19 protein-coding genes are annotated in these 24867 nt (G+C 69.1%); 12 read left to right on the top strand and 7 right to left on the bottom strand.

Annotated features, from left to right (window positions below; translation table 11 throughout):
- Window positions 1–151: 151 nt before the first annotated feature.
- From ACZ45E_RS34550 to ACZ45E_RS34565, 4 genes are all read right to left on the bottom strand, one after another.
- Entirely contained in the window at window positions 152–1777 is a 1626-nt protein-coding gene (locus ACZ45E_RS34550) for a glycerol-3-phosphate dehydrogenase/oxidase (protein WP_468228798.1), read from the bottom strand.
- Between the two features lie 9 nt (window positions 1778–1786).
- Window positions 1787–3325, bottom strand: coding sequence for a glycerol kinase GlpK (gene glpK, locus ACZ45E_RS34555; RefSeq protein WP_468228801.1), 1539 nt, complete (start codon window positions 3323–3325; stop codon window positions 1787–1789).
- A 57-nt stretch (window positions 3326–3382) separates the two neighbouring features.
- Entirely contained in the window at window positions 3383–4174 is a 792-nt protein-coding gene (locus ACZ45E_RS34560) for an MIP/aquaporin family protein (RefSeq protein ID WP_468228804.1), read from the bottom strand.
- A 393-nt stretch (window positions 4175–4567) separates the two neighbouring features.
- A complete protein-coding gene (locus tag ACZ45E_RS34565) occupies window positions 4568–5341 on the bottom strand; it encodes an IclR family transcriptional regulator (RefSeq protein WP_468228807.1) in 774 nt (257 codons plus the stop codon).
- A 304-nt stretch (window positions 5342–5645) separates the two neighbouring features.
- Between ACZ45E_RS34565 and metH the strand changes: the two genes are divergently transcribed.
- The 4 genes from metH to ACZ45E_RS34585 all read left to right on the top strand — a co-directional run bounded on the left by metH (window position 5646) and on the right by ACZ45E_RS34585 (window position 13591).
- Window positions 5646–9155, top strand: a complete 3510-nt coding sequence (gene metH / locus ACZ45E_RS34570; RefSeq protein WP_468228810.1) for a methionine synthase — start codon at window positions 5646–5648, stop codon at window positions 9153–9155.
- 98 nt (window positions 9156–9253) lie between these two features.
- Entirely contained in the window at window positions 9254–9949 is a 696-nt protein-coding gene (locus ACZ45E_RS34575; RefSeq protein ID WP_468228813.1) for an HAD family hydrolase, read from the top strand.
- Window positions 9950–10302: 353 nt separating this feature from the next.
- Window positions 10303–11910, top strand: a complete 1608-nt coding sequence (locus tag ACZ45E_RS34580; protein WP_468228816.1) for an ABC transporter substrate-binding protein — start codon at window positions 10303–10305, stop codon at window positions 11908–11910.
- 76 nt (window positions 11911–11986) lie between these two features.
- Window positions 11987–13591, top strand: a complete 1605-nt coding sequence (locus ACZ45E_RS34585) for an ABC transporter substrate-binding protein (protein WP_468228818.1) — start codon at window positions 11987–11989, stop codon at window positions 13589–13591.
- A gap of 88 nt (window positions 13592–13679) precedes the next feature.
- On the opposite strand, the gene ACZ45E_RS34590 is transcribed toward ACZ45E_RS34585, so the two are convergent.
- Entirely contained in the window at window positions 13680–14351 is a 672-nt protein-coding gene (locus tag ACZ45E_RS34590) for a response regulator (protein WP_468228821.1), read from the bottom strand.
- Window positions 14352–14409: 58 nt separating this feature from the next.
- Window positions 14410–15327, bottom strand: a complete 918-nt coding sequence (locus tag ACZ45E_RS34595) for a RecB family exonuclease (protein WP_468228824.1) — start codon at window positions 15325–15327, stop codon at window positions 14410–14412.
- Between the two features lie 178 nt (window positions 15328–15505).
- Between ACZ45E_RS34595 and ACZ45E_RS34600 the strand changes: the two genes are divergently transcribed.
- From ACZ45E_RS34600 to ACZ45E_RS34610, 3 genes are all read left to right on the top strand, one after another.
- Window positions 15506–16993 carry a site-2 protease family protein gene (locus ACZ45E_RS34600; RefSeq protein WP_468228827.1) on the top strand — a complete coding sequence of 496 codons (1488 nt, stop codon included), beginning with the start codon at window positions 15506–15508 and terminating at the stop codon, window positions 16991–16993.
- An 89-nt stretch (window positions 16994–17082) separates the two neighbouring features.
- Window positions 17083–17988 (top strand): tRNA (adenine-N1)-methyltransferase, encoded by a 906-nt coding sequence (locus ACZ45E_RS34605; RefSeq protein WP_468228830.1) that lies wholly within the window; start codon window positions 17083–17085, stop codon window positions 17986–17988.
- A gap of 267 nt (window positions 17989–18255) precedes the next feature.
- Complete coding sequence (locus ACZ45E_RS34610; RefSeq protein ID WP_468228833.1) at window positions 18256–18831, top strand: hypothetical protein; 576 nt, start codon at window positions 18256–18258, stop codon at window positions 18829–18831.
- Between the two features lie 86 nt (window positions 18832–18917).
- Here ACZ45E_RS34610 and ACZ45E_RS34615 read toward each other — a convergent pair whose 3' ends face one another.
- On the bottom strand, window positions 18918–19232 hold the full coding sequence (locus ACZ45E_RS34615) for a ferredoxin (protein ID WP_468228836.1): 315 nt from the start codon (window positions 19230–19232) through the stop codon (window positions 18918–18920).
- 264 nt (window positions 19233–19496) lie between these two features.
- Here ACZ45E_RS34615 and arc point away from each other — a divergent pair, with 264 nt between their 5' ends.
- From arc to prcB, 5 genes are all read left to right on the top strand, one after another.
- Window positions 19497–21263 (top strand): proteasome ATPase, encoded by a 1767-nt coding sequence (gene arc, locus ACZ45E_RS34620; protein ID WP_468228839.1) that lies wholly within the window; start codon window positions 19497–19499, stop codon window positions 21261–21263.
- 257 nt (window positions 21264–21520) lie between these two features.
- The gene (dop, locus tag ACZ45E_RS34625; protein ID WP_468228842.1) at window positions 21521–23032 is read left to right on the top strand and encodes a depupylase/deamidase Dop; all 1512 of its coding nucleotides are present in this window, start codon (window positions 21521–21523) and stop codon (window positions 23030–23032) included.
- Window positions 23033–23193: 161 nt separating this feature from the next.
- Window positions 23194–23412, top strand: a complete 219-nt coding sequence (locus ACZ45E_RS34630; RefSeq protein ID WP_164302263.1) for a ubiquitin-like protein Pup — start codon at window positions 23194–23196, stop codon at window positions 23410–23412.
- A gap of 3 nt (window positions 23413–23415) precedes the next feature.
- Complete coding sequence (locus ACZ45E_RS34635) at window positions 23416–24009, top strand: endonuclease VII domain-containing protein (protein WP_468228847.1); 594 nt, start codon at window positions 23416–23418, stop codon at window positions 24007–24009.
- Complete coding sequence (prcB, locus tag ACZ45E_RS34640; protein WP_468228849.1) at window positions 23961–24806, top strand: proteasome subunit beta; 846 nt, start codon at window positions 23961–23963, stop codon at window positions 24804–24806. Before ACZ45E_RS34635 ends, prcB begins: the two co-directional genes overlap by 49 nt.
- The last annotated feature ends 61 nt before the right edge of the window (window positions 24807–24867 follow it).

Below are 24867 nucleotides of genomic sequence, written 5' to 3' on the forward strand. Positions count from 1 at the left end.
GGAGGGGGGGTGGACAGGACTGGGACCTGCGTGGACCCACCCCCACGCCGGGACGTGGGGGGGGGGGGGACACCGAGGGGAAGTGCAAGGGGACGGGGAGGGGGCGCCCCCCCCTGGGGGACCCCCCCCTTCCGCTCAGGTGTCCGCCGGCCTACTTCTTCTCGAGCAGAGCCTGCACCTTGCCGCGCACCTCGTCCGTGGCCAGGCCCCGGATGGTCAGCGTGGTGCGGCGGCGCAGCACGTCGTCCGGCGTCTGGGCCCACTCGTGGTCCCGCGCGTACGCGACCTGCGCCCAGATCTCCGGCGCGTCCGGGTGCACCCGCTCACCGAGCTCCGGGTTCTCGTTGGCCAGGCGCGCGATGTCGAAGGCCAGCGAACCGTAGTGCGTCGCCAGGTGCTTGGCGGTGTCGGCGGCCATCCCGGAGCCGGGCGTCGGGCTGTCCACCAGGAGGCGGTGCGCGACGGCCCGCGGGTTGGCGACACCGGGGAGCGGCATCCGCTTGGGCAGCTCGTCGATGGGCACGAACCCCTCGTCGGCCTCGCCGAGCGGGTGGCCGGGCAGCGACTCCAGCTTCTTCATCACCGTACGGCCGATGTGGCGGAAGGTCGTCCACTTGCCGCCCGCGACGGAGAGCATGCCCGCCCGGCCCTCGGTGACGACCGTCTCGCGCTTGGCCTTCGAGGTGTCACCCGGACCGCCCGGCAGCACCCGCAGACCGGCGAACGAGTAGGTGATGAGGTCCCGCTTCAGCTGCTGGTCGCGGACGGAGAAGGCGGCCTCGTCCAGGATCTGGTCGATGTCCTTCTCGGTGACCGACACCTCGCCCGGGTCACCCTCGTACTCCTCGTCGGTCGTGCCGAGGAGCAGCATGTCCTCCCAGGGGAGGGCGAAGGTGATGCGGTACTTGTCGATCGGGGTGGCGAGCGCGGCCTTCCACGGCGACGTCCGCTTCAGGACCAGGTGCGCGCCCTTGGAGAGGCGGATCGACGGGGCGGCGTCCGGGTCCTCCATCTTGCGCAGGTGGTCGACCCAAGGGCCCGTCGCGTTGAGGACGAGCCGCGCGGTCACGCCGAACTCGTCACCGCTCTGCCGGTCCTTGAGCTCAGCGCCCGTGACCCGGCCCTTGGTGAAGCGCAGCCCTGTGACCTCGGCGTGGTTGAGGACGACGGCACCGGCGTCGACCGCCGCGCGCACCGTCATCAGCGCCATCCGCGCGTCGTTCATCTGGTCGTCGCCGTAGACGGCCACGGCCTTCAGGTTCTCCGTGCGCAGCTCGGGCACGTCCTGCTGCGCCCTGCCGGGGGAGAGCAGGTGCCCGACGCCGTCGCCGAACGCCGACAGGGCGCTGTACGCGAAGACGCCCGCGCCCAGCTTGGCCGCGCCGTGCGGGCCGCCCTTGTAGACGGGCAGGTAGAAGGTGAGCGGGTTGGCGAGGTGCGGGGCCACGTTCCGGGACACCGCACGCCGCTCGAAGTGGTTCTCCGCGACGAGCTTCACCGCGCCGGTCTGCAGGTAGCGCAGACCGCCGTGGAGCAGCTTGGAGGAGGCGGAGGAGGTGGCGCCGGCGAAGTCACCGGCGTCGACCAGGGCCACCCTGAGACCGGACTGCGCCGCGTGCCAGGCAGTGGAGATGCCCAGGATGCCGCCGCCGATCACCAGGAGGTCGTACGTCGCCTTGGAAAGCTGCTCGCGGGTCTCGGCGCGGCTCGGGTTGGAGCCGGCGGCCGGGTGCGTTCCGAGGGCAGGCACGGTCTGCAGGGTGGACTGGGTAGTCATGGTGGGGTCTTACTCCTCGTCTTCGAGCCAGCTCATGGACCGCTGTACGGCCTTGAGCCAGCTCTTGTACTCACGGTCGCGGGTGTCCGCGTCCATGCGGGGCGTCCACTCGGCGGCCCGGCGCCAGTTGGCGCGCAGGTCGTCGGTGCTGGACCAGAAGCCGACGGCGAGACCGGCGGCGTAGGCGGCGCCGAGGCAGGTCGTCTCGGCGACCATCGGGCGCACCACAGGTGCGTCCAGGACGTCGGAGAGCGTCTGCATCAGCAGGTTGTTGGAGGTCATGCCGCCGTCGACCTTGAGGGCCGTGAGCTCGACGCCGGAGTCCTTCGTCATGGCGTCGCTGATCTCACGGGTCTGCCAGGCCGTGGCCTCCAGGACGGCGCGCGCGATGTGCGCCTTGGTGACGTACCGGGTCAGGCCGGTGATCACGCCGCGGGCGTCGGGGCGCCAGTACGGGGCGAACAGGCCGGAGAAGGCCGGCACGAAGTACGCGCCGCCGTTGTCCTCGACCGACGACGCGAGCGTCTCGATCTCGGCGGCGGACTTGATGAGGCCCATCTGGTCGCGCATCCACTGCACCAGCGAACCGGTGACCGCGATGGAGCCCTCCAGGGCGTAGACCGGCTTCTGGTCGCCGATCTGGTAGCCGACCGTGGTCAGCAGCCCGGAGTAGGAGTTGATGGCCTTGTCACCGGTGTTGATCAGCATGAAGGTGCCGGTGCCGTACGTGGACTTGGCCTCGCCCTCGGCGAAACAGGTCTGGCCGAACAGGGCCGCCTGCTGGTCGCCGAGCGCGGACGCGACGGGGATGCCGCCGAGCACGTCGCCGAGGCTGCCGCCGGTGACCTCGCCGTAGACCTCGGCGGAGGAGCGGATCTCGGGCAGCATGTTCGTCGGCACGCCGATGGAGGAGCAGATGCGCTCGTCCCACTTCATCTCGTGCAGGTTCATCAGCATGGTGCGGGAGGCGTTGGTGACGTCGGTGACGTGCTTGCCGCCGTCGACCCCGCCGGTCAGGTTCCAGATGACCCAGCTGTCCATCGTGCCGAAGAGGATGTCGCCCGCCTCGGCGCGCTCGCGCAGCCCCTCGACGTTGTCGAGCAGCCAGCGGGCCTTGGGCCCGGCGAAGTACGAGGCGAGCGGCAGGCCGGTCTCGCGGCGGAAGCGGTCCTGCCCGACGTTGCGCCCGAGCTCCCTGCACAGGGCGTCGGTGCGGGTGTCCTGCCAGACGATCGCGTTGTGGACGGGCTCACCGGTGTTCTTGTCCCAGAGCAGCGTGGTCTCGCGCTGGTTGGTGATGCCGATGGCCTTGATGTCGTCGCGCGTGATGCCGGCCTTGCTCACGGCACTGGCGACGACTTCCTGGACGTTGGCCCAGATCTCGTTCGCGTCGTGCTCGACCCAGCCCGGCTTCGGGAAGATCTGCTCGTGCTCCTTCTGGTCGACGGAGACGATGCGGCCGTCCTTGTCGAACACGATGCAGCGACTGGACGTGGTGCCCTGGTCGATCGCCGCGATGAAGGGTCCTGCGGTGTGTGCGTCGGTCACGGGGTGCTCCTGAAAGGTTCTCGGTGCTCGGGCGGGGTGCTCGCGGTGCCGGGCGGTCTACTTGAACGCGATGTTGTAGAGGCCACCGGCTATGGCGCCGCCGATCAGCGGTCCCGCGATCGGGATCCAGGCGTACGACCAGTCGGAGCCGCCCTTGTTGGGCAGCGGCAGCAGCGCGTGCACGATGCGCGGGCCCAGGTCACGGACCGGGTTGATCGCGTAGCCCGTGGGGCCGCCGAGCGAGAGACCGATGCTGACGACGACGAGGGCGGTGATCAGGGCGCCGAGGGTGCCCAAGCCGTTGCCGCCGTCGTTCAGGCCCTGCGTCAGGATGGCGAGGACCAGCACGACCGTCGCGATGATCTCGGTGATCAGGTTCTGCGCGACGTTGCGGATCTCCGGGCCCGTCGAGAAGACGCCGAGCACGGGGCCCGCCTTGGGCGCGGCCTTCTGGTCGACCAGACCCTCGTCGGCCGGCTGCGCGGCGATGATCTCCGGGTCGGTCAGGTGCGCGCGGAACTGCCCGTAGTACGTCGCCCAGACCAGCACGGCGCCGATCATCGCGCCGAGGAGCTGGGAGCCCAGGTAGAGCGGTACGTCGCTCCACTTGGTGCCGCCCTCGATGGCGAGGCCGATGGTGACCGCCGGGTTCAGGTGGGCGCCGGAGACGCCGCCCGCCAGGTAGGCACCGGTCAGGACCGCGAAGCCCCAACCGAAGGCGATGGCGAGCCAGCCGGCCTCGTACGCCTTCGAGCGCTTGAAAGTGACGGCGGCGCAGACGCCACCGCCCAGCAGGATGAGCACGGCGGTACCGATGGTCTCGCCGATGAAGATGTCGGAGCTGGACACCCGCGACTCCTTTGTCCTTCGTCCAGGGGAAAACCGAACCCCGAATCCCTCTCCGGTGGTCCGCGCCCTCCAAGTGAGGGCGGTCTCGGCCTGGCCTTGTCCACTCTAACGCGTATTGCCGGTAGGTGTTCGACAATGCCGACCGATGGACGCGAGTCTTGCTCCGGGGTCACTCGATCGTCAAGGGTTCTGTTATCCAAAGCACGATCGTTATTGATAGATCGTGGTTATCGGTGACTCTGCGGTCATGGACGTGCATCGATCGTCGCGCGTACGGGTGCGTCCTGCACCTTGAGCGACGCGCCGACGGGTGCGTCCCGCCCCGTGAAACGGAAGAGCCCCGTCCGGAGACGGGGCGTGCAGGCGGGAAGTACCGGGGGCCGGGGGCCGTTCTCAGAAACGGCTGGCGCCCAGATCGCGGGAGACGGCCCGCGCGCAGTCGCGCACGGCGGCGATCAGCTCGGGGCGCAGCGCCCCCTGGTCGTCGGCCTTGCAGACGCGCTCCACCGCGCCGGTGATGCCGACGGCCCCCACCGGCATCCGGTGCCGGTCGTGGATCGGGGCCGCGACCGAGGCGACCCCCTCCCAGGTCTCCTCGACGTCCTCGGCGTACCCGCGCGCCCGCGTCAGGTCGAGCACCGACTCGAAGCCCTCCAGGGAGCCCACCGTCCGCGCCGTGAACTCCTTGCGGTCGGTCTCCATGACCTCGCTGTGGGCGACCGGGTCGTACGCGGACAGCACCTTGCCCAGGGCCGTGGAGTGCAGCGGCTGCATCGCCCCGACCTCCAGGACCTGCCGGCTGTCGTCGGGCCGGAAGACGTGGTGCACGATCAGCACGCCCTGCTGGTGCAGCACGCCCAGATACACGGCCTCCCCGCTGGACCGGGCCAGATCGTCCGTCCACACCAGGGCGCGCGCCCGCAGCTCGTGCACGTCCAGGTAGCTGTTGCCCAGCCGCAGCAGCTCCGCACCCAGCTGGTAGCGGCCCGACGCCGGGTCCTGCTCGACGAAGCCCTCGGCCTGCAGCGTGCGCAGGATGCCGTGGGCCGTGCCCTTGGCGAGGCCGACGGCGGAGGCGATGTCCGAGAGACCGAGCCGCCGCTCACCGCCCGCGAGGAGCCGGAGCATCGCCGCGGCCCGTTCGAGCGACTGGATGTTGCGTGCCATCGCCGTCCCTTCCTCCCTCGGTTCCCTCACGCGACCGGGGTCGCCAAGCAACGTTCGACAATGCTGAACAGTATCGGTCGTTGCCGACCTCGTGCTAATGCGGCGTGAGCCTATATTTCGGCCCGATTCCTGTCAGCGACCGCTCCCGGCCAGTGTGACCACCGTGTGGTGAGGTTGCGCCGACCGGCGTTCCACGGCGTGGACGCTCTCACGTGCGGACCTTCGTCCCCGCTACCCTGGCCGGGTGCGCCTCCAGCAGTGGAGCCGCAAAGCCGACAGCCGTCGCACCTCAGGGAGCACTTTCATGGCCTCGTTGCCAACGCCCGCCGTCGATGCCCGAGCCCGCGTGGACGCCCTCCGCGAAGCCCTCGCCACCCGTGTCGTGGTGGCTGACGGTGCGATGGGCACCATGCTCCAGGCACAGGACCCCACCCTTGAGGACTTCCAGCAGCTGGAAGGCTGCAACGAGATCCTGAACGTCACCCGCCCCGACATCGTGCGCTCCGTCCACGAGGCGTACTTCGAGGTCGGCGTCGACTGCGTCGAGACGAACACCTTCGGCGCCAACCATGCGGCCCTCGGCGAGTACGACATCGCCGAGCGCGTCTTCGAACTCTCCGAGTCCGGTGCCCGGGTGGCGCGTGAGGTCGCCGACGCGTTCACCGCCGCCACCGGGCAGCAGCGCTGGGTGCTGGGTTCGATGGGTCCTGGCACGAAGCTGCCCACCCTGGGCCACGCCCCCTACACGGTGTTGCGTGATGCCTACCAGCGCAATGCGGAGGGGTTGATCGCGGGCGGTGCGGATGCGCTGCTGGTCGAGACGACGCAGGACCTGCTCCAGACGAAGGCGTCGGTGATCGGTGCCCGGCGGGCGCTGGCGGCGACGGGCACGAATTTGCCGGTGATCTGTTCGGTGACGGTCGAGACGACCGGCACGATGCTGCTGGGTTCGGAGATCGGCGCGGCCCTGACGGCGCTTGAACCCCTCGGCATTGACATGATCGGCTTGAACTGTGCGACGGGTCCGGCGGAGATGAGCGAGCATCTGCGCTATCTCTCGCGGCATTCGCGTATCCCGATCTCGGCGATGCCGAACGCGGGTCTTCCGGTGCTGACCAAGGACGGGGCGCACTATCCGCTCTCCGCCAAGGAGCTGGCGGATGCGCAGGAGACGTTCGTGCGCGAGTACGGGCTGTCGCTGGTGGGCGGCTGCTGTGGCACCACGCCGGAGCATCTGCGCCAGGTCGTGGAGCGGGTGCGGGGCACGGAGCCGACCCGGCGTGAGCCGCGCCCGGAGCCGGGCGCCGCCTCCCTCTACCAGACGGTCCCGTTCCGGCAGGACACCGCCTATATGGCGATCGGTGAGCGGACGAACGCCAACGGGTCGAGGAAGTTCCGCGAGGCGATGCTGGAGGGCCGCTGGGACGACTGTGTGGAGATGGCGCGGGAGCAGATCCGTGAGGGCGCGCACATGCTCGACCTGTGCGTGGACTATGTGGGGCGTGACGGGGCGGCTGACATGGCCGAGCTGGCGGGCCGGTTCGCCACCGCCTCGACGCTGCCCATCGTCCTCGACTCGACCGAGGTCCCGGTGTTGCGGGCGGGGCTGGAGAAGCTGGGTGGGCGTGCGGTGCTCAACTCGGTGAACTACGAGGACGGGGATGGCCCTGAGTCCCGGTTCGCGAAGGTCACCGAGCTGGCGCGGGAGCACGGGGCGGCGCTGATCGCGCTGACCATCGATGAGGAGGGTCAGGCCCGCACGGTCGCGCACAAGGTGGCCATCGCCGAGCGCCTGATCGAGGACCTCACGACGAATTACGGGATTCATGAGGCGGACATCCTCATCGACTGCCTGACCTTCACGATCTGTACGGGTCAGGAGGAGTCCCGCAAGGACGGCATCGCGACGATCGAGGCGATCCGCGAGCTGAAGAGGCGCCGGCCCGCCGTCCAGACCACCCTCGGCCTGTCCAACATCTCCTTCGGTCTGAACCCGGCCGCCCGCATCGTTTTGAACTCCGTCTTCCTGGACGAGTGCGTCAAGGCCGGCCTGGACTCGGCGATCGTGCACGCCTCGAAGATCCTGCCGATCGCCCGCTTCGACGAGGAGCAAGTCACCACGGCCCTCGACCTGATCTACGACCGGCGCAGCGAGGGCTATGACCCGTTGCAGAAGCTGATGGCGCTCTTCGAGGGCGCCACGGCGAAGTCGCTGAAGGCGGGCAAGGCGGAGGAGCTGGCGGCGCTGCCGCTGGAGGAGCGGCTCAAGGCGCGGATCATCGACGGTGAGAAGAACGGCCTGGACCAGGACCTCGAAGAAGCCCTCACGACGCGTCCGGCGCTGGAGATCGTCAATGACACGCTGCTGGCCGGTATGAAGGTGGTCGGTGAGCTGTTCGGCTCGGGCCAGATGCAGCTGCCGTTCGTGCTGCAGTCCGCCGAGGTGATGAAGAACGCGGTGGCCTATCTGGAGCCGCACATGGAGAAGTCCGACGCGGAGGGCAAGGGCACCATCGTGCTCGCCACCGTCCGCGGCGACGTCCATGACATCGGCAAGAACCTCGTCGACATCATCCTGTCCAACAACGGCTACAACGTGGTCAACCTGGGCATCAAGCAGCCGGTCTCCGCGATCCTGGAAGCCGCCGAGGAACACAGGGCCGACGTGATCGGCATGTCGGGGCTCCTGGTCAAGTCCACGGTGATCATGAAGGAGAACCTTCAGGAGCTGAACCAGCGCAAGATGGCGGCTGACTTCCCCGTCATCCTCGGCGGCGCCGCCCTGACCCGCGCCTACGTGGAGCAGGACCTGCACGAGATCTACGAGGGCGAAGTCCGCTACGCCCGGGACGCGTTCGAGGGCCTGCGCCTGATGGACGCCCTCATCGCGGTCAAGCGCGGCGTCCCCGGCGCTACCCTGCCCGAACTCAAGCAGCGGCGGGTCAAGGCCGGCACCACGGTGGTCGAGGAGCAGCCCGTCGAAGGTCCGGCCCGCTCCGACGTCGCCACCGACAACCCGATCCCCACCCCGCCCTTCCGAGGCACCCGCGTCGTCAAGGGCATCCAGCTCAAGGAGTACGCCTCCTGGCTCGACGAGGGCGCCCTGTTCAAGGGCCAGTGGGGCCTGAAGCAGGCGCGCACCGGGAACGGGCCCACGTACGAGGAGCTGGTGGAGAGCGAGGGGCGGCCGCGGCTGCGCGGCTGGCTCGACGAGCTGCACACCAAGAACATGCTGGAAGCGGCCGTGGTCTACGGCTACTTCCCGTGCGTGTCCAAGGGCGACGACCTGATCATCCTGGACGAGCAGGGCAACGAGCGGACCCGGTTCACCTTCCCGCGCCAGCGCCGTGGCCGGCGCCTGTGCCTGGCCGACTTCTTCCGCCCGGAGGAGTCGGGCGAGACCGACGTCGTCGGCCTCCAGGTCGTCACCGTCGGCTCGAAGATCGGCGAGGCCACGGCCGAGCTGTTCGCCGCCGACTCCTACCGCGACTACCTCGAACTGCACGGCCTCTCCGTCCAGTTGGCCGAGGCCCTCGCCGAGTACTGGCACGCCCGCGTCCGCTCCGAACTCGGCTTCGCCGGCGAGGACCCGGACGCGATGCAGGACATGTTCGACCTCAAGTACCGGGGCGCCCGCTTCTCGCTCGGCTACGGCGCCTGCCCCAACCTGGAGGACCGCGCCAAGATCGCCGAACTGCTCGAACCCGAGCGGATCGGCGTCCAGCTCTCCGAGGAGTTCCAGCTCCACCCCGAGCAGTCCACCGACGCCATCGTCATCCACCACCCCGAGGCGAAGTACTTCAACGCGCGGTAATCCGCGGCAGTCGTACACTGGTCGGTCCAGCACAGGCCGGTCGCCCTCCCCGCAAGGAGGGTGGCCGGCCTTCTCGTCCCTCATGGAGGTGTACTCGGATGACCAGTACGGTTCCCGCGCTCGGTACCCGAACGGCCGAAGGCTTCACGCTGCAGGCCGTGCTCCTCGACATGGACGGCACCCTCGTCGACACCGAGGGCTTCTGGTGGGACGCCGAGGCCGCCGTCTTCGCCGCTCTCGGCCACACCCTCGACCCGGCCTGGAAGCAGGTCGTCGTCGGCGGCCCCATGACCCGCAGCGCCGGTTTCCTCATCGAGGCCACCGGCGCCGACATCACCGTCGCCGAGGTGACCGTCCTGCTCAACGACGCCTTCGAGAGGCGCATCGGGCAGTCGCTGCCGCTGATGCCCGGCGCCGCGAGACTCCTCGCCGAACTGGCCGCGCACCAAGTGCCCACCGCGCTCGTCTCCGCCTCCCACCGGCGCATCATCGACCGGGTCCTGCACTCGCTCGGCGCCGAGCACTTCCGCCTCACCGTCGCCGGCGACGAGGTCACCCGGACCAAGCCGTACCCCGACCCGTATCTGATCGCCGCCTCCGGGCTGAGCGCCGACCCCGAGCGCTGCGCCGTCATCGAGGACACCGCCACCGGTGTCGCCGCCGCCGAGGCGGCGGGATGCCAGGTCGTGGCCGTCCCCTCCCTCACGCCCATCGAGCCGGCGCCCCGGCGCACCGTCGTCCCCTCCCTCGAACACGTCAACCTGCCTTTCCTGCATGGCCTGATGACGCCCTGACGGCGGCGGGATGGCTGAATCGGCGCCCCTGCCAATCCAGTTGGCCGTGTGACCTTTCCCACTCGATGAGGGGTCGACAGGTTCGGACGCTCGTGCTGCGAGGTCGCTCCGCATGCTCCCGGGCGTGACCTTGTGTCCTGGTTGGTGGCCCCCTGCGCCGAACCTTCCTCCTGAGGTGTTTTCGGTGCGTCCACGCCTGATTCCGCTGCGTGATGGGCGACCGGCTCCAGCGCCCGCGGACCGCGACGGCGAGCCCATTAATGTCGTCGCGAGAACATCGCCGCAACCCACCCGTGCCCCGCGCGCATCACCCTGCCCAGGTCCACGGGATCGAGCTCTGGAGAACTTCGAGCATGAACCGCAAGACTTTGGTGCTGCCGGCCATCATCGGTCTGCTTGCCCCAGTGCTCGCCGCGTGCGGCGGGTCCGACAGTGGGGGCCAGAGTGGCGACGCGATCGCCGTCGGCACCACCGACCGGTTCATGGCGTCGAAGGCGGTCCCGGCCCCGTTCGACCCCGCGTACGCCTATGACGTCGGCTCCTGGAACGTGCTGCGCCAGACCGTGCAGACGCTGATGGCGATGCCCCGCAGCGGCAGCGGCGACCCGGTGCCCGACGCCGCCGAGAGCTGCATCTTCACCGACACCGGCAGCGAGCGGTACGTCTGCACGTTGCGCAAGGACCTGAAGTTCGCCGACGGCGACGCGGTCACGGCGGCCGACGTGAAGTACTCCTTCGACCGCGTCCGCGCCATCAAGAGCTCCAGCATGGTGTACGGCCTGCTCTCCACGATCGACACGATCGAGACGAAGGGCGACCGCGAGGTGATCTTCCACCTCAACACCCCGGACGCCACCTTCCCGTACAAGCTGGCCACGCCCACCGCCGGCATCGTCAACCCCGACGACTACGCGAAGAAGAAGCTGCGCAACGGCTTCGAGGTGGACGGCTCCGGTCCGTACACCATGGAGGTCGAGACCAAGGGCAAGACCGTCGTCAAGACCGTCTTCACCAAGAACCCCAACTACAAGGGGCAGTTGAAGCCGAAGAACGACAAGGTGGAGCTGGTCTCCTTCACCGGCGCCGAGGCCATGGGCAAGGCGCTGGAGAAGGGCGACGTCGACGTGATCACGCGCGCCATGTCGCCGGAACAGATCAACACGTACTCGACCAACCCGCCCCAGAACATCAACCTGGTCGAGATGCCGGGCATGGAGATCCGCTACATCGGCTTCGACACCGCGAAGGGCAGCGCCAAGGACAAGGCCGTCCGCCAGGCCATGGCGCAGGTCGTGGACCGCGGAGAGCTCGTGTCGAAGGTGTACGGCACCGCCGCCGACCCGCTGTACTCGCTGGTGCCCGCGGGCGTCACCGGCCACCAGAACTCGTTCTTCAACAAGTACGGCGACCCGGACAAGGCGAAGGCCACGGCGGCCCTGAGCCACGCGAACATCACCACGCCGGTCAAGCTCACCCTGCACTACACGAGCGACCACTACGGCTCGGCCACCAAGAAGGAGTTCGAGGTCCTGCAGGAGCAGCTGAACGACAGCGGCCTGTTCGACGTCGACATCAAGGGCGACGTCTGGGACACCTTCCGCGCCGAGGAGCTCAAGGGCAAGTACGACGTCTACGGCATGGGCTGGTTCCCCGACTTCCCCGACGCCGACAGCTTCCTCGCGCCGTTCCTCGACAAGGACAACACGCTCGCGTCCCCGTACGCCAACGACACCATCCGCGGCGAGCTGATCCCGGCCGAGCGCCGCGAGGCCGACCGGCTCACCGCGTCCAAGAGCCTCCAGCAGATCCAGAACATCGTCGCCGAGGACGTGCCCGTCCTGCCGCTGTGGCAGGGCAAGCAGTACGTGGCCGCGCGCGACGACATCACGGGCGTGGAGCGGTCGCTGTCCTCCTCCGCCGTCCTCCAGCTGTGGGAGCTCGGCCGCGGCGTCAGCGGCTGATGTCTCTCCGCGGGGCCGGTCCCGAAGCCGCGGCCGGCCCCGCCCCGAACCGCACGACCGACGACAAAGGCACGTAGTGACAATGCGAAACCAGTGGCTGAACCTGCCCCTCGGCGTGGGACTCGCCGCGGCCCTTTTGACCGGCTGCGGCTCGCAGCAGGGCGGATCCGGCGGCTCCGGCGACACCGGTGACTCCGTCGTCGTGGGAATGTCCGACGAGATCCAGGCCACCGACCCGGCAGCCGGTTACGACCCGGGCTCGTGGCTGCTGTTCAACAACGTCTTCCAGTCCCTGCTCAGCTTCCCCGACGGAGGCACCGAGCCGGAGCCCGAGGCCGCCAAGGAGTGCCACTTCAGCGACTCGGCCACCAAGGTCTACTCGTGCACCCTGCGCCCGGGCCTGAAGTTCAGCAACGGCGACGCGCTCACGTCCACGGACGTCAAGTACTCGTTCGACCGCATGAGGAACATCAACGACGACGCAGGCCCCGCGATCATGTTCCCGATGCTGGACAAGGTCGAGACACCGGACGCCAGGACCGTCGTCTTCGAGCTCAAGTACGCCGACGCGACCTTCCCCAGCAAGATCGCCTCGGGCGCCGGTTCGATCGTCGACCACACCGCGTACCCGGCCGACGCCCTGCGCACGGACGGCCAGGCCGTCGGCTCGGGCCCCTACCGGCTCGACTCGTTCGACAACGACCGGGCGGCGTTCTCGGTCAACGACAAGTACGAGGGCTCCGCCAAGGCCAAGAACACCGGCGTCACCATGAAGTTCTTCCACGGTGACCAGAGCGGCCTGAAGAAGTCCCTGCTCGACGGGGACGTCGACGTCGCCTACCGCGGGCTCGCCGCCAAGGACATAGCCGACATCGAGGCGGCCACCGGCAAGAACGCCGACGCCGCCGGCAAGCTCGACGTCGTCGAGGGCACCAGCGCGGAGGTCCAGCACCTCGTCTTCAACATGAAGGACCCGGTCGCCGGCAAGCTCGCCGTCCGCAAGGCCATGGCCTACCTCATCGACCGCGACGCCCTCATCGACAAGGTCTACAACAACACCGCGACCCCGCTCTACTCGATCATCCCGGCGGGCATCAGCGGCCACAACACCGCCTTCTTCGACACGTACGGCGCCCGCCCCTCCACGAGCAGCGCCCGGGCCGCGCTGCGCGCCGACGGCATCACCGGCAAGGTCAAGCTGACGCTCTGGTCCACGCCGTCGCGCTACGGACCGGCCACGGACGCCGAGTTGAAGGCCATCGCCGAGCAGCTCGACGCGAGCGGCCTCTTCGACGCGGACGTCAAGTCCGTCGGGTTCGCCCAGTACGAGCGGGACATCAAGTCCGGCAAGTACGGGGTCTACGTCAAGGGCTGGGTGCCCGACTACCCGGACCCGGACAACTTCACCCAGCCGTTCTTCGGCAAGGACAACGTCCTCGGCAACCACTACACCAACTCGGCCGTCACCGACACGATCATCCCGACGACCGGCGCCCAGAGCGACCGCGCCGCCACCTCCGCGCAGTACGGGCAGCTCCAGAAGATCGTCGCCCAGCAGCTGCCGATCCTGCCCGTGTGGCAGGCCAAGCAGTACGCCGTCGCCCGCGACAACGTCTACGGCCTGGAGAACTGCCTCGACGCGTCGACCGTGTTCCGGTTCTGGGAGATCAGCAAGGGCTGACCGGCCCGCCCCGCACCACCACCCGCACGTACGAAGGCGGCGGCCACCACCGGTGACCGCCGCCTTCGCGCGTGCGACGCCCGCGGGCCTACTGCGCGCCCGGACGGACGAGGCCGCTCTCGTACGCGTACACGGCCGCCTGCACCCGGTCGCGCAGACCCAACTTCGTGAGCACATGCCCGACATGGGTCTTCACGGTCGTCTCGCTCACGAAGAGATCGGCGGCGATCTCCGCGTTCGACAGGCCGCGCGCCACCAGCTTGAGCACCTCCACCTCGCGCTCGGTCAGCGTGTGCAGGGTGTCCGGCACCGGCTCGTCGCCCGACGGGAGATGGTCCGCATACTTGTCGAGCAGCCGGCGCGTGATGCTCGGCGCGAGCATCGCCTCGCCGGCGGCGACCACCCGGATCGCCTGCACCAGCTCATTGGCCGGGGCGTCCTTGAGCAGGAAGCCACTGGCCCCCGCCTTCAACGCCTCCACCACGTACTCGTCGAGATCGAAGGTCGTCAGGACGAGCACCTTCGCCGGACCGTCCTTGCCGGGACCGCTGATCTGCCGGGTCGCCTCGACCCCGTCCATCCGCGGCATACGGATGTCCATCAACACCACATCGGGCTGAAGCGCCCGCACCTGGTCGAGAGCCTGGAGGCCGTCGCCGGCCTCGCCGACAATCGCGATGTCCTGCTCGGCCTCCAGGATCATGCGGAAGCCGGTACGCAGCAGCGGCTGGTCATCGACCAGTAGGACGCGGATGGCCACGAGACACTCCTTCGATAGTCCGGCCCCATTCTGCCCTGCCAGGGGCGGCGGGTCCGGATCAGGCCGGATCACCGGCGGAGGAGCGCACCGGCAGCGGATACGGCGGGGGAGTCCCCCCGAACTCCGGGCAGACGGCCTGATGGTCGCACCAGCCGCACAGCTTCGTCGGCCGGGTCCGCCACTCGCCGGTCTCGGTGGCCTCCTTGATGGCGTCCCACAGCGCGTGCAGCTTGCGCTCCACCCGCTCCAGGTCGGCGATGACCGGGTCGTAGGTCAGCACGTCACCGCTGCCCAGATACACCAGCTGGAGCCGGCGCGGCACGACACCCTTCAGCCGCCACACCACCAGCGCGTAGAACTTCATCTGGAACAGCGCGCCCTCGGCGTACTCGGGGCGCGGCGCCTTGCCCGTCTTGTAGTCGACGATGCGCACCTCGCCGGTGGGCGCCACGTCGACCCGGTCGATGATCCCGCGCAGCTTGAGCCCCGACTCCAACTGGGCCTCGACGAACAGCTCCCGCTCGGCGGGCTCCAGCCGCGTCGGATCCTCCAGCGTGAACCAGCGCTCGACGAGCCGCTCCGCGTCACCGAGCCACCGGGCCATCCGCTCGCCCTCGGCATCGTCGGCGAACAGCTCGCCCAGCTCCGGCCTGGACTCCCGCAGCCGGTCCCACTGACCCGGGATCAGCGACTTGGCCCGCGGCGCGGTGCGCTCCCCGGCCGGGGCGTCGAACAGTCTCTCCAGCACGGCATGGACCAGCGTGCCCCGCGTCGCCGCCTCGCTCGGCTTCTCCGGCAGCTTGTCGATCACCCGGAACCGGTACAGCAACGGGCACTGCATGAAATCGCTCGCCCGCGACGGCGACAGCGACGCCGGCGCGACAGCGGCCACGGCGGCGGTCACGGCCTCGCCGACGCCACTCTCGGATCCGGACTCCGGGCCCGTCGCCGGGCCCGTCTCGGTACTGGTCTCCATGTCCCACGACGATACGGCCCGCCACTGACAGCCAGGCACCTGCGCGTCCCGGGCGTCTTGCGTAGCGTGGCCCCGGGGGAGTCGACGGGGGCCGCCGGACACCGTCCGCATACCATCGACGCCAGAACGTCCCGCTCCGGCGGGGAAACGCTTCGAACGAGGGGACCGAGGGATCACCGTGGACGAGAGCGGGCAGCCGCAGTCCGGCACCGGCGAGGCGACGCCGCCGGCGGAGGACCAAGGGGGGCACCCCGCGCAGGCCCGGCCGGACTCCGCCGCGCCGTCCACCCCGAAGGACGCCGTCCCGGAAGGCAACGCCACGCCCCCGCCGCAGCAACTCCGGAACGACCCGGGCCCGGGCCCGGACCGGGGCGGCCCCGCCCCTGAGGACGGCCCGAAGACCCCGGCGGGCGCGCCCGCCCACGACACCCACCCCCCGGGCCACTCCCACGACACCCACCCCGACCGGGCCGCCGCCACCTCCGGCAAGCGCAAGGGCCCGGCCAAACCCCCGAGCCCCCGCGGCGGCATCCTCATGGGACGCCCCTTCGGCGTCCCGGTCTACGTCGCCCCCAGCTGGTTCCTCGTCGCCGCGCTGATCACCTGGGTCTTCGGCGGCCAGCTCGACCGCGTCCTGCCCGAGCTCGGCGCCGCCCGCTACCTGGTCTCCCTCTTCTTCGCGGTCGCCTTCTACGCCTCCGTGCTCGTCCACGAACTCGCCCACGTCGTCGCCGCCCTGCGCTTCAAACTCCCGGTCCGCCGCATCCAGCTCCAGTTCTTCGGCGGCGTCTCCGAGATCGAGAAGGAGTCCGAGACCCCGGGCCGCGAGTTCGTCCTCGCCTTCGTCGGACCCCTGCTCTCCCTCGTCCTGTCCGGCGTCTTCTACCTCGGCGTGATGGCCGTCGAGCCCGGCACCGTCCCCGGCGTCCTGCTGGCGGGCCTGATGGTCTCCAACCTCATCGTCGCCGTCTTCAACCTGCTGCCCGGCCTGCCCCTCGACGGCGGCCGCATGCTCCGCGCCGTCGTCTGGAAGATCACCGGCAGACCCATGAGCGGCACCATCGCCGCCGCCTGGGTCGGCCGCGCCCTCGCCGTCACCGTCCTCATCGGCCTGCCCCTGCTCACCCAGTCAGGCGTCCTCGGCGAGAACACCGAGGACGTCAGCGGCATGGACACCGTCACCGACGCGCTGCTCGCCGCCATCCTCGCCGCGATCATCTGGACCGGCGCCGGCAACAGCCTGCGCATGGCCCGGCTCCGCGAACACCTCCCCGAGCTGCGCGCCCGCACCCTCACCCGGCGCGCCGTCCCCGTGGCCGCCGCGACCCCGCTCTCCGAGGCCCTGCGCCGCGCCAACGAGTCCGGCGCCCGCGCCCTCGTCGTCGTCGACGCCGACGGCGAACCCCGCTCGCTGGTCCGCGAGGCCGCCATCGTCGGCGTCCCCGAGCACCGCCGCCCCTGGGTCACCGTCAGCGGCCTCGCCCAGGACCTCACGGACGGTATGCGCGTCTCGGCCGAACTGGCGGGGGAGGACCTCCTCGACACCCTCCGCGCCACCCCGGCCACCGAGTACCTGGTCGTCGAGAACAACGGCGCCATCTACGGCGTCCTCTCCGCCGCCGACGTGGAGCGCGCCTTCGTCAAGGCCATGGCCCGCCCCTCGTAGGAACGCCCGGAAACGCAGCGAGAACGCCCCGCGAACGCCCCGGAAGCCGCATGGTCGGCGGGCCTCGCCGGGGCCGGTAGGCTGGTCACATGTCCGAACCGACCGGTGCCGCCCGCCGACGCGGGCCCTTCAAGGTCGGGGACCAGGTACAGCTGACCGACCCCAAGGGCCGCCACTACACGTTCACGCTCGAAGAGGGAAAGAACTTCCACACCCACAAGGGTTCCTTCCCGCACGACGAGCTGATCGGCGCACCCGAGGGCAGCGTTGTCCGCACCACCGGAAACGTCGCCTACCTCGCGCTGCGCCCCCTGCTCCCCGACTACGTCCTGTCCATGCCCCGCGGCGCCGCCGTGGTCTACCCCAAGGACGCGGGGCAGATCCTCGCCTTCGCCGACATCTTCCCCGGCGCCCGCGTCGTCGAAGCGGGCGTGGGCTCCGGCTCGCTCAGCAGCTTTCTGCTGCGCGCCATCGGTGACCAGGGCATGCTGCACTCGTACGAGCGCCGCGAGGACTTCGCCGAGATCGCGCAGGCGAACGTGGAGCGCTACTTCGGCGGCCCGCACCCCGCCTGGCAGCTGACCGTCGGCGACCTCCAGGACAACCTGGCCGACGCGGACGTCGACCGCGTCATCCTCGACATGCTCGCCCCGTGGGAGTGCCTGGAGGCCGTCTCCAAGGCGCTCGTCCCCGGCGGCATCCTGTGCTGCTACGTCGCCACGACCACGCAGCTCGCCCGCACCGTCGAGTCCATCCGCGAGATCGGCTGCTTCAACGAGCCCACCTCGTGGGAGTCGATGATCCGCAACTGGCACGTGGAGGGCCTCGCGGTCCGCCCCGACCACCGGATGATCGGCCACACCGGCTTCCTGCTGACCGCCCGCCGCCTCGCGGACGGCGTCGAGCCGCCCATGCGCCGCCGCCGCCCCGCCAAGGGCGCCTACGGCGAGGACTACGACGGACCGAACGCGGACGGCGGCAACCGCGGCCGCTGAGCCGACGGCCCGCTGACCCTTCAGGACCGCAGAACCGCAGAACCGCAGAACCGCAGAACACCGTACGACCGCACAACGCCACGGCGCCGCCGCCGAGTTCCCCGCCCCGTACGGGAACTCGGCGGCGGCGTCCGTTCGTTGACACAGCGGCAGCACCCTCACCAGGAGCCACCGCGGAGACGACGGACCCCGCCGTTCCCCTGCACTGTGACGTATGGCACGATGCTGGCCACCCCACCGGCACAGCCCTCACAGGAGACACTCCTAGTGCAGCAACCCGCCGTCCCGGACCTGGCGCACACCACCACCCGCCCGATCCACTGGCTGGCCACCGCGGCCGCCCTCGCCGCCGTCGTCGCGGCCTCCGGCTTCCTCCAGCCGGGCGCGGCCACCGCCGTCCAGGCCGGCGCCGAGGCGCCCGGCACCGTGTCCCGGGCCGTCGCACCGCCCGATCCGGCCGCGGTCCACTTCCCGGTCGACTGCGGACCGGTCAAGGTCCTCGTGCAGAAGAAGGCATCCGGCGACCTCGACGGCGACGGCCGCCCCGAGACGGTCGCGGTCGTCCGCTGCGACGCGGGCTCCGGCACCCCGCCGAGCGGCGTCTACGTCCTCACCCGGCCGGCCGGTGCCGCACCCCGCATCGTCGCCACGCTCCTCGACCCGAAGGACCAGTTCTCCGTCACCGGCCTCGACGTCCGGGACGGAGCCGTCACCGCGAGCCTCGACGGCTACTCCTCCGACGCCGTCCCGCGCTACCGCCCGGACGTCCACGACCAGGCCAAGTGGCAGTGGAAGAACGGGACGTTCGTCCGGTCGACGCCGGCCGGGGCCAGCAGCGTCTGAGCCGACACGAGAGCCCCGCCCACCGGTCACCGGCGTGCGGGGCCCTTCGCTCTCCGTGACCGACCGCCCGGTCGGTCGCCGACTCGTCAGTCCGCGTCGGGCCCGTACACCTCGACCCTGTCCGAAACGCGGCGTACATGGATGCAGTCGCCCGGGCACTCCTTCGCGGACGCCACGACATCGGTGAGAAGCGGGAGCGGTACGGGCGTTGAGGCACCGGCGTCCTGCAACAGCTCGTCGTCCTGGCTCTTCACATATGCGAGGCCGTCGATGTCCAGCTCGAAGACCTCCGGCGCGTACTGAGCGCAGATCCCGTCACCGGTGCACAGGTCCTGGTCGATCCACACCTCCAGCGGAACGCTGCTGTCGGTGCCGGATCCGGCCTCTTGCTGCACGGTCATGTCTCCTGCCGTTTCCTGCGTCGCGGCCCGGGAAATCCGACTTCACAGGAGCAAGTCGGGCCAGGCCTGACGGGTGTTGAACAGTTCGACCCTACAACCGCCCGCTTTCCGATGTTGTTGGGTGGGTATCCCCCTGGCGAGAGGGAGAGCGCAAGGGTGAAGATCGGACACACCTCGACCGTCTTTGTGATCTAGGGGTTTCAATCAACACCCACCCAGGTAGGGTCTGGAAGCGTCCAGCTCCCCTTGGAGGAGGTGAGGACCGTGGCAGCCCACGACGACGACATCAACCGCGGCATCCGCCCGGGACGAGGGTCCGACGACCCCGCCGGGCAGATTGCCTATCTCGAGCAGGAGATCGCCGTCCTGCGGCGCAAGCTCGCCGACTCTCCGCGTCATACGAGGATTCTCGAAGAGCGGATCGTCGAACTGCAGACCAATCTGGCCGGCGTGTCCGCTCAGAACGAACGACTGGCGAACACCCTCCGCGAGGCCCGCGACCAGATCGTGGCTCTCAAGGAAGAGGTCGACCGGCTCGCGCAGCCGCCGGCCGGCTTCGGAGTCTTCCTCACGGCAAATGAGGACGGCACCGCCGACATCTTCACAGGCGGCCGAAAGCTTCGGGTGAACGTGAGCCCCAGCGTCGAGCTCGAAGAGCTCAGGCGTGGCCAGGAAGTGATGCTCAACGAAGCGCTCAACGTGGTCGAGGCCATGGAGTACGAGAGCGTCGGCGACATCGTCACCCTCAAGGAGATCCTGGAGGACGGCGAGCGAGCCCTCGTGACCGGGCACACCGACGAGGAACGGGTGGTACGGCTCGCCGAGCCGCTGCTCGACGTCGTCATCCGCCCCGGCGACGCGCTGCTTCTCGAACCCCGATCCGGCTATGTCTACGAAGTCGTACCGAAGAGCGAAGTAGAGGAACTCGTCCTCGAAGAGGTCCCGGACATCGGCTACGAGCAGATCGGCGGCCTGGGCAACCAGATCGAGCTGATCCGCGACGCGGTCGAGCTGCCCTACCTCTACCCGGACCTCTACCGGGAGCACGAACTGCGGCCGCCCAAGGGTGTCCTGCTGTACGGGCCCCCCGGATGCGGTAAGACCCTGATCGCCAAGGCAGTCGCCAACTCCCTTGCCAAGAAGGTCGCCGAGGTGACCGGACAGGGCCAGGGGAAGAGCTTCTTCCTCAACATCAAGGGTCCTGAGCTTCTCAACAAGTACGTCGGTGAGACCGAGCGACAGATCCGCCTGGTCTTCCAGCGTGCCCGCGAGAAGGCCAGCGAGGGCACCCCCGTCATCGTCTTCTTCGACGAGATGGAGTCCCTGTTCCGCACCCGTGGCTCCGGCGTCAGCTCGGACGTGGAGAACACCATCGTCCCGCAGCTGCTCGCCGAGATCGACGGCGTCGAGGGCTTGCAGAACGTGGTCGTGATCGGTGCCTCGAACCGTGAGGACATGATCGACCCGGCCATCCTGCGGCCCGGCCGGCTCGACGTGAAGATCAAGATCGAGCGTCCGGACGCCGAAGCGGCCAAGGACATCTTCGGCAAGTACCTCACCCAGCGTCTGCCGCTCCACGCCGACGACCTCGGCGAGCACAGCAGCGACCGGGCTGCCACGGTCGCCAACATGATTCAGACCGCCGTGGAGCACATGTACGCGGAATCCGAGGAGAACCGCTTCCTCGAAGTCACGTACGCCAATGGCGACAAGGAAGTCCTGTACTTCAAGGACTTCAACTCGGGCGCGATGATCGAGAACATCGTGGGGCGCGCCAAGAAGATGGCCATCAAGGCCTTCCTCGAGCAGAACCAGAAGGGCCTCAGGGTCTCTCATCTCCTCCAGGCTTGCATCGACGAGTTCAAGGAGAACGAGGACCTGCCCAACACCACCAACCCCGACGACTGGGCTCGGATCTCCGGCAAGAAGGGTGAGCGGATCGTCTACATCCGCACCCTTGTCACCGGAAAGCAGGGCGCGGACACCGGACGTTCCATCGACACGGTGGCGAACACCGGTCAGTACCTGTAAAAGACAGGGTGGCTGCGGGTGCCCGACCGGGGCGCCCGCAGCCCACTGCTTTTCCAGGCAACTTTTTCGCCGCCATCCGCTCGACGTCGGAGCGAAGCAATGACGCAAATGATCTCCCCACCGGCGCGGAGGCGTTCTAGGCTCTTGAATGCCGCCGAGTCGCGCCGTGCGGGGACGGGCACCGCATGCGCACCGGAGAACCAGCGGTACTTGAGCGCCGCCCCCGACCGAGGGCGGCGCCGGGCAAGGAGGGCCGCATGACCGTACGGCGAGTAATGGGGATCGAGACAGAGTACGGGATCTCCGTCCCAGGCCACCCCAATGCCAATGCCATGCTCACCTCGTCCCAGATCGTCAACGCGTACGCGGCGGCGATGCACCGGGCCCGCCGCGCCCGCTGGGACTTCGAGGAAGAGAACCCGCTGCGTGACGCCCGGGGCTTCGACCTCGCGCGAGAGACCGCCGACTCCAGCCAGCTCACCGACGAGGACATCGGCCTGGCCAACGTCATCCTGACCAACGGGGCGCGCCTCTACGTGGACCACGCGCACCCCGAGTACAGCTCACCGGAGATCACCAACCCCCGCGACGCCGTCCTGTGGGACAAGGCCGGCGAGCGCATCATGGCGGAGGCCGCCGACCGCGCGGCCCAGCTGCCCGGCGCCCAGCCGATCCACCTCTACAAGAACAACACCGACAACAAGGGCGCCTCCTACGGGACACACGAGAACTACCTGATGAAGCGGGAGACCCCCTTCTCGGACATCGTGCGCCATCTGACACCGTTCTTCGTCTCCCGTCAGGTCGTCACCGGTGCGGGCCGCGTCGGCCTCGGTCAGGACGGGCACGAGCACGGCTTCCAGCTGAGCCAGCGGGCCGACTACTTCGAGGTCGAGGTCGGCCTGGAGACGACCCTCAAGCGCCCGATCATCAACACCCGCGACGAGCCGCACTCGGACGCGGAGAAGTACCGCCGCCTCCACGTGATCATCGGTGACGCGAACCTCTCCGAGATCTCGACCTATCTGAAGCTCGGCACGACGGCGCTGGTCCTCTCCATGATCGAGGACGGCTTCATCGCGGTGGACCTGGCCGTGGACCAGCCGGTCCGCACCCTCCACCAGGTCTCCCACGATCCGACGCTCCAGCATCTGATCACTCTCCGTAGCGGCCGGACGCTCACCGCGGTCCAGCTCCAGATGGAGTACTACGAACTTGCCAGGAAGTACGTCGAGGAGCGGTTCGGCGCCGACGCGGACGACCAGACCAAGGACGTCCTGACGCGCTGGGAGGACGTGCTCGGCCGCCTGGAGAGCGACCCCATGAGCCTCTCCGGTGAGCTGGACTGGGTGGCCAAGCGCGAGCTGATGGAGGGCTACCGGCGCCGCGACGACCTGGACTGGGACGCCGCGCGCCTGCACCTGGTCGACCTCCAGTACGCCGACGTACGGGCCGACAAGGGGCTCTACAACCGCCTCGCGGCCCGCGGCAAGATGAAGCGCCTGCTGACCGAGGACGAGGTCGAGAGGGCCCGTACGGCGCCGCCGGAGGACACCCGGGCGTACTTCCGCGGGCGCTGCCTGGAGCAGTACGCGGACGACGTCGCCGCGGCCTCCTGGGACTCGGTCATCTTCGATCTCCCGGGCCGTGACTCACTGCAACGGGTCCCCACCCTCGAACCCCTTCGCGGAACGCGTAATCACGTGAAGGAGCTGCTCGACCGGTGCCGGACGGCCGAAGATCTGGTGCGGGTACTGTCCGGCGGCTGATCCGCGGCTGAAAGGTCCGCGGCAGGGGAATCACAGAGGTGGGTCCCGCACGTTGTACCAACTGCGGGGCCGATGTCGGACCCGACTTGTAGGGTTCTGATCACGAACGGCCTGTACGACACGTGCTACGTGTATGTCGAACCGAGCGGGGTGAGCTGGATATGGCGACCAAGGACACCGGCGGCGGACAGCAGAAGGCGACGCGTTCCACCGAGGAGGTCGAGGAGCAGGCGGTCGACGAGCAGTCGACCGAGGACCTCAAGGAGCGCCAGGAGAAGCTGAGCGACGATGTCGACTCGGTTCTTGACGAAATCGACGACGTCTTGGAAGAGAACGCTGAGGATTTCGTCAGGAGTTTTGTCCAAAAGGGCGGACAATGACGTATGTCCGATTCGGCTGAGGGGAAGAAGTGCTCCGGCTGCCAGGAGTGGCTTCCCCTCGGCGCGTTCGCGGCTAATCGGTCCCGGCCCGACGGGTTGCAAGCCAATTGCCGCGGATGCGCTGCCGAGTACCACAGGAGGCGTCAGGAGGCGCGTGGCAAGACGGTCCGCGTCAAGGTGGACGTGCCTGAGGGATACAAGCACTGCTGGGGCTGCGGGGAGAACAGGCCGCACAGCGAGTGGCATCGAAACACGACGGCCTCGGACGGTCTCGCAACGCTCTGTAAATCCTGCAAGGCAACCAAGGGCCGCGCGCGTCACCTCAAGCGCAACTACAACCTCACCGAGGCGCAGCGCGACGACATGGTCGCCTCCCAGATGGGGATCTGCGTGATCTGCCTCAAGGCTCCCGCAGTTCATGTGGATCACTGCCATGAGACGGGTAGGGTCCGTGGCGTACTGTGCTTCAACTGCAATTCGGCCCTCGGCAAGTTGGGGGACGACCCCGACACGACTCGTCGAGCCACCGCTTACTTGGAAGGAAACGCGTGGAAGCCAACCCTCGTAGCACCGGGCGTCTACCGGCTGCCTTCCTGACGCCCGGGTCGTCGTCCTTCATGGACTTCCTCTCCGAGCACCAGCCCGAGATCCTGCCGGGGAACCGGCAGTTGCCGCCGATGCAGGGGGTCGTCGAGGCCCCGCACGGGACGACGATCGTCTCCGTGACGTTCCCCGGCGGCGTCGTGCTCGCCGGTGACCGGCGGGCCACGATGGGGAACGTGATCGCGCAGCGCGACATCGAGAAGGTCTTCCCGGCGGACGAGTACTCGGCCGTCGGCATCGCCGGCACCGCCGGCCTGGCCGTCGAGATGGTGAAGCTCTTCCAGTTGGAGCTGGAGCACTTCGAGAAGGTCGAGGGCGCCCAGCTGTCGCTGGAGGGCAAGGCGAACCGGCTCTCCACGATGATCCGGTCGAACCTCGCCATGGCCATGCAGGGGCTCGCCGTCGTGCCGCTGTTCGCCGGGTACGACGTCGACCGTGAGAAGGGGCGCATCTTCTCGTACGACGTCACGGGCGGGCGCAGCGAGGAGCACGGCTTCGCCGCCACGGGTTCGGGTTCGGTCTTCGCGCGCGGGTCGATGAAGAAGCTCTACCGCGAGGACCTGACGGAGGAGCAGGCGACGACCCTGGTCGTGCAGGCGCTGTACGACGCGGCCGACGACGACTCGGCGACGGGCGGCCCCGACATGGCGCGGCGCATCTTCCCGATCGTCACGGTGATCTCGCAGGACGGGTTCCGCAGGCTGACGGACGACGAGTCGTCGGAGATCGCCCGGGCGATCCTCGAGCGGCGTCTGGAGCAGCCGGACGGTCCGCGGGCCGCCCTGCTGTGAGCTGTCCGTTCGCTCTTCTTTCCCCACTGACGCGTCACTGACAGAAAGGGACGGATAGCCG

This window comes from Streptomyces sp. NPDC030991 (genome assembly GCF_055571235.1).